Origin of the sequence: Thioalkalicoccus limnaeus (assembly GCF_041197575.1) — a bacterium.
Taxonomy (GTDB): Bacteria; Pseudomonadota; Gammaproteobacteria; order Chromatiales; family Chromatiaceae; genus Thioalkalicoccus; species Thioalkalicoccus limnaeus.
On sequence record NZ_JBDKXB010000054.1, the window covers coordinates 1 to 5452 of the forward strand.

The following is a 5452-nucleotide window of genomic DNA, read 5'->3' on the forward strand; positions in this document are numbered from 1 at the left end:
CAATATCGTAGATTTTCTTCGACGAGAGTAAGCTGCCGGCTTCTTGGTCGAGGTATTCAACAAGCTTTTCGGTAAAAATGAATTTCTGCACGGACATTGCTCACCTACTTTATGCCTAACGCGTAGCTAACGCGCCGGGTGGCGCGAAGCGGGAACCAGTCGCGTTGAGCGTCGTGTTAGAGGAATGTGTCACTACCACCAGCCCGACACCCTATATTTGGAAAGCGTGACGGCCACAACCTCGCCTTTTTGGTTGCCCACCCTGATGCTGGTATTGATTCGTTTCGGCGTTTTCCGGAACCAATTTACTGCTAAATTCTCCAGATCTTCATTCATGGGATGTTGCGCCCGATGCCTCCGGTAATATTCTGTCAATACAGGATTCTCGATAAGCAGCGCATCGCCTGGATTTCTAAGTTCGCTTGGATCCGTCGCGATCGAGTCTATGTTCCGTTGATACATCTTCCTGGGGGTCTCCAGTCGCACTCCTTGCTCGGCGTACATTTCTTGAAAGAGCGGCGCCGAGAAGTCGACAAACCATCCGTTGGCTCTCACCCAGCAATGAAACCCGTCAGCGCACGACTCGATGCGTCCGTCAGCCAATCGCTTTCCGAAGGTCATGATGTTGCCCGAGTCGTCAAGCTTGTACATACCCAAACCCACCGCGGCATCGGCTGGAGTCGCGAGCCGCTCCCGGAGAATTGCAGCACCAATAAAGCCGAAGTAAAGACACGACTTCGTCAGTGTTGCGTTCTCATTCTTGAGAAGCGCATGAATAACGCGAAAAATCCTTTCGTAGTCGCGCAGCGTAATCAGTGGACGACTCCCGCTCATACCCGCCCTCTAAGGACTAAGCGTTTATCTGGTCTGCCTGCGGCGCCGAGGCTGCATGCTGCCGAGGGGCTCCTGCGCGCAGACCAGATAAACGGTTGTTGGACTAATCCGCTCCCGGCACGGTGTGGCGGCCGGCGCGGGCACTCGGTAGGAAGAGGGAATTGTATTGGCGCGGCTGGTGCGCGCGGCAACGGCGTGTGGGCGCGGCCAGGGGTGGAGCCGGGGCAGGCGGCGTGATCAAGGGCATCGGCATCGGTCCTTCAGGGGAGAAAGCCGGGTCTCTGCGGCGAATCTTAGTCTATTTGGCGAGTTTTGGGCGAGCGCTGGCACTGACCCGTGCCGGTCGGGTCGTCGGGAGACCGCGGCGCGGCCGGCTTCAGAGGCGCATGGTGCCCCACGGTCGCGGTGCGGAGCACTCAGGCGCGCGATCACGCGCAGCCGGCCGGTGCGGTACGTTGGGCACGGATAGCCATCGAAGGGGACGCGCTCGCCGGCTTCTTCCTTTTCCGCTGTCACTGTGGGCGGCGCAGCGCGAGGGTCGCGATGAGCACGGCCAGCGCGACGAACGCGACGATCAGCGTGGCGAGCGCGTTGATCTGGGGTGAGACCCCCATCCTGACGCTCGAATAGACGACCATCGGCAGTGTCGTCGAGCCGGGGCCGGAGACGAAGCTCGCGATGACCAGGTCGTCGAGTGACAGCGTGAAGGCGAGCAGCCAGCCGGACAGCAGCGCCGGTGCGATCAGCGGCAGCGTGATCCGCAGGTAGACGGTCAGGGGCCGGGCGCCCAGATCCATCGCGGCCTCTTCGAGCGAGCGATCGAGTTGGCTCAGACGGGCGCGGACGACGACGGCGACGTAGGCGAGGCTGAAGGTGATGTGGGCGATCGTGATGGTCGTGAAGCCGCGCCCGTCGGGCCAGCCGATCCCCTGTTGGAGCGCGACGAAGAGCAGCAGCAGGGACAGGCCGATGATCACGTCCGGCATGACCAGCGGGGCCGTGAGCAGCAGCTCGAAGCCGCCGCGGCCGCGAAAGCGGCGGTGGCGGACCAGCGCATTCGCGGCCAGCGTGCCGAGCAACACCGCGAAGGTGGCATTGACCGCGGCGATTCGGATGCTGAGCCAGGCGGCCTCCAGCAGTTGCTGGTTGCGAAAGAGCTCGACATACCATTTGGTCGAGAAGCCGGACCAGACGGTGACCAGTCGTGACTCGTTGAACGAGTAGATGATCAGCAGCGCGACCGGGATGTACAGGAAGGCGTAGCCGAAGGCCAGGATCGTGAACAGTGGCCAGCGACCTCGTCTCATCGGTCAGGATCCTCGGCGGCCAGTTGCCAGCGCTGCATCAGCACGAACGGGATCACCAACAGCCCCAGCAGCAGGATTGCGAGCGCGGAGGCCAGGGGCCAGTCGACGTTCGAGAAGAACTCGGTCCAGAGCATCCGGCCGACCATCAGCGTATCCGGCCCGCCGAGCAGGTCCGGGATCACGAACTCGCCGACGACCGGGATGAAGACCAGCATGCAGCCGGCGATGATGCCGGCGCGCGACAGCGGCAAGGTGACGCGCAGGAAGGCCCGGAAGGGTCGGCAGCCGAGATCGGCCGCGGCCTCGAGCAGCGTGCGGTCGAGCCGCGTTAGGTTCGCGTACAGCGGCAGGATCATGAACGGCAGATAAGAGTAGACGATCCCGATGTAGATCGCGGTCTGGGTGTAGAGGATCGCCAGGGGTTCGTCGATCAGGCCCAGCCACAGCAGAAAATTGTTCAAGAAGCCGCTGGTCTGCAGGATCCCGATCCAGGCGTAGACGCGGATCAGGAACGAGGTCCAGAAGGGCAGGATGATCAGCATCAGCAACGGGATGCGCCAACGCGACGGGGCGGTCGCGATCGCATAGGCCATCGGGTAGCCGATCAGCAAGCACAGCAGCGTGCAGAAGAAGGCCACCTTCAGCGAATTCATGAAGGCGACCAAGTAGATGTCGTCCGACAGGACCAGCAGGTAGTTTTGCAGGTCGATGCGGATCGTCATCACCCCGTCGCCGAGCCATTCGACCAGGGCCGTATACGGCGGTTGCGCGAGCCGCGGCTCGGCCAGACTGATCTGCAGCACGATCACGAACGGCAACAGAAAGAAGATGCCGAGCCACAGATAGGGGATGCCGATGTTGACGAGCCGGCTGAGGCGGCGGCCGGGCCGCCGGGGGTGCGCGGTGGGCGGCATCGCAGGTGCTCAGTCGGTCAGCACGACGCCGCTGGTCGGCGACCATTCCATCGCGACCTCCTGGCCCCAGGTCAGTGCCTGCTCGGTATGGGGCTGGATGTTGGCCAGCGTCATCCGCGTGACCTGGTCGGGGCCGGTCCGGACATGGTAGATCGAGACGTCGCCGAGGTAGGCGATGTCCTCGACGGTGCCGCGGATCTGGTTCACCGCGTCGTCGCGATAGGCCGCGCTGAGCCGGATCTTCTCGGGGCGGATCGCGATCGTGACCGGTTTGCCGAGGGCCAGCGGGGCGGGGCAGCGCATCTGCATCGGCCGGCCGAGCCGCGTCTCGACCGTGACCAGATCGCCGTCACGCTGCATGACCCGGCCCTCGAACAGGTTCACCGAGCCGATGAACTCGGCGACGAAGCGGTTGCTCGGGAACTCGTAGATCCCGGTCGGGGTATCGATCTGCAGGATGCGTCCCGCCTCCATGACCGCGATGCGGCTGGACATCGTCATCGCCTCTTCCTGATCGTGGGTCACGGTCACGAAGGTGGTCCCGATCCGCTCCTGGAGGTTCACGAGCTCGAACTGGGTGTTCTCGCGCAGCCGTTTGTCGAGCGCCCCGAGGGGTTCATCGAGCAGCAGCAGCTTCGGGTGCTTCGCCAGGCTGCGGGCCAGCGCCGCCCGCTGGCGCTGGCCGCCGGAGAGCTGATCTGGCTTGCGTTTGCGAAGTTCCGAGATCCTAAGCAGATCGAGCATCTCGCCGACCCGCTCGGCCCGTTCGCGGCGCGGCATCCGTTCCTGCTTGAGCCCGAACTCGACGTTCTGTTCGACCGTCATGTGCGGGAACAGCGCGTAGGACTGGAACATCATGTTGACCGGCCGGTGATAGGGCGGGATGTCGGTCACATCGGCGCCATCGATGAAGATCCGGCCGCTCGAGGGGTAGTCCAGGCCCGCGAGCAGGCGCAGCAATGTGCTCTTGCCGCAGCCGGAGCTGCCGAGCAGCGAGAAGAACTCGCCCCGGAAGATCGACAGCGAGACATCGTCGACCGCGTAGACATCACCGAACTGCTTGGTCACGCGGTCGATGCGCACGAAGGGCACGGCGCCGGGGTCCTGCCAGGGCTCCAGCGCGCGGCGGTCGATCGCGACGCTCATCGACGGATGCCGGCCTCGCGGGCCAGACTCAGCGTTGGGCCTTGACGCGCGTCCAGAAGCGGTTCAGCTCGCGCAGCTCGCGCTCGGAGCGCAGCGCGGGCGTGACCAGGCGCTCATGGACCTCGGCCGGCGGGTAGATGCCGGGGTCATCGCGCAAGCCCGGATCCAGATAGGGCTTGGAGGCGAGGTTCGGGTTTGCGTAGAAGACGTAGTTCGAGATCGCCGCGATCACCTCGGGCTCGAGCAGGTAGGCGATGAAGGCGTGCGCCGCGTCCGGGTTCGGCGCGTCCTTCGGGATCGCGATCACGTCGGTCCAGAGCACGGCCCCCTCGCGCGGGATCAGGTAGGCGATCTCGACGCGGCCACCGGCCTCTTCGGCGCGGGTCTGGGCCTGGAGCACGTCCCCGGAATAGCCGTGGGCGACGCACAGCTCGCCGTTGGCCAGGTCGCTGATGTACTGCGAGGAGTGGATGTTACGCAGGAACGGGTAGATGGCGTCGAGCAACCCGCGCACCGCGTCCAGATCTTCGCGCGCAAGGCTGTGCGGGTCGCGGCCGAGGTAGATGAGCGCGGCCGGGATCACCTCGGCCGGGTCATCGAGCAGACTGATCCCGCAACCAGCGAGGCGCTCGGCGTTGGCCGGATCGAAAATCAGCCCCCAGGTGTCGAGCGGTGCGTCCTCGCCGAGAATCTCTTTGACCCTCCGGACGTTCAGCCCGAGCCCAGTGGTGCCCCACATGTAGGGGACGACATGGGCGTTGCCGGGGTCGGCCGAGGCGAGACTAGCCATGATAGTCGGGTCCAAACGGTCGAGACCCGGTAGCCGGTCCTTGTCGAGCGGCCGATATAGGCCCGCCTGGATATGGCGCGCCGCGAACGGCCGCATCGTCGGGAAGACGACATCGTAGCCGCTGCGCCCGGCGAACAGCTTGGCTTCGAGCACCTCGTTGGCGTCATACAGATCCAGGATCGGGCGGATCCCGGTTCGCGCCTGGAAATTGGCCAGCGTGTCGCCGGCGAAATAGTCGTTCCAGTTGTAGATGTTCAGGGTCTGCGCCAGGGCCGAGGGAACCGCCGGTGCGAACAGCAGGACGGTGACCAGGATCAAGGCGGCCCAGCGGTGCGAACGGATGGGGTTGACCATCGAGGGTTCCTCCCGTAGCCAGGGGTGGCGGGATGCGGGGATCGGTCGCCGCAAAAACGCGCGAATGCTACTGGAAAACCGATGGAAATCCCAGTGCGGATCGAACC

General features: G+C 64.4%; 5 protein-coding genes. All 5 read right to left on the minus strand.

Going from position 1 to position 5452, the window contains the following annotated elements:
* Nucleotides 1-192: 192 nt before the first annotated feature.
* Nucleotides 193-834, minus strand: coding sequence for a DUF2026 family protein (locus ABC977_RS17790; RefSeq protein WP_369668618.1), 642 nt, complete (start codon nucleotides 832-834; stop codon nucleotides 193-195).
* 512 nt (nucleotides 835-1346) lie between these two features.
* Nucleotides 1347-2141, minus strand: a complete 795-nt coding sequence (locus ABC977_RS17795) for an ABC transporter permease subunit (protein WP_369668619.1) — start codon at nucleotides 2139-2141, stop codon at nucleotides 1347-1349.
* The gene (locus ABC977_RS17800; RefSeq protein WP_369668620.1) at nucleotides 2138-3055 is read right to left on the minus strand and encodes an ABC transporter permease subunit; all 918 of its coding nucleotides are present in this window, start codon (nucleotides 3053-3055) and stop codon (nucleotides 2138-2140) included. Before ABC977_RS17800 ends, ABC977_RS17795 begins: the two co-directional genes overlap by 4 nt.
* A 9-nt stretch (nucleotides 3056-3064) precedes the next feature.
* The gene (locus ABC977_RS17805) at nucleotides 3065-4201 is read right to left on the minus strand and encodes an ABC transporter ATP-binding protein (protein ID WP_369668621.1); all 1137 of its coding nucleotides are present in this window, start codon (nucleotides 4199-4201) and stop codon (nucleotides 3065-3067) included.
* A 28-nt stretch (nucleotides 4202-4229) separates the two neighbouring features.
* A complete protein-coding gene (locus ABC977_RS17810) occupies nucleotides 4230-5345 on the minus strand; it encodes a polyamine ABC transporter substrate-binding protein (protein WP_369668622.1) in 1116 nt (371 codons plus the stop codon).
* Nucleotides 5346-5452 lie beyond the last annotated feature (107 nt).

What these genes read in the sequence shown, in the direction of transcription:
- ABC977_RS17790 (WP_369668618.1), bottom strand. Translation starts at nt 834, where the DNA reads ATGAGCGGGAGTCGTCCACTGATTACGCTGCGCGACTACGAAAGGATT.
- ABC977_RS17795 (WP_369668619.1), bottom strand. Translation starts at nt 2,141, where the DNA reads ATGAGACGAGGTCGCTGGCCACTGTTCACGATCCTGGCCTTCGGCTAC.
- ABC977_RS17800 (WP_369668620.1), bottom strand. Translation starts at nt 3,055, where the DNA reads ATGCCGCCCACCGCGCACCCCCGGCGGCCCGGCCGCCGCCTCAGCCGG.
- ABC977_RS17805 (WP_369668621.1), bottom strand. Translation starts at nt 4,201, where the DNA reads ATGAGCGTCGCGATCGACCGCCGCGCGCTGGAGCCCTGGCAGGACCCC.
- ABC977_RS17810 (WP_369668622.1), bottom strand. Translation starts at nt 5,345, where the DNA reads ATGGTCAACCCCATCCGTTCGCACCGCTGGGCCGCCTTGATCCTGGTC.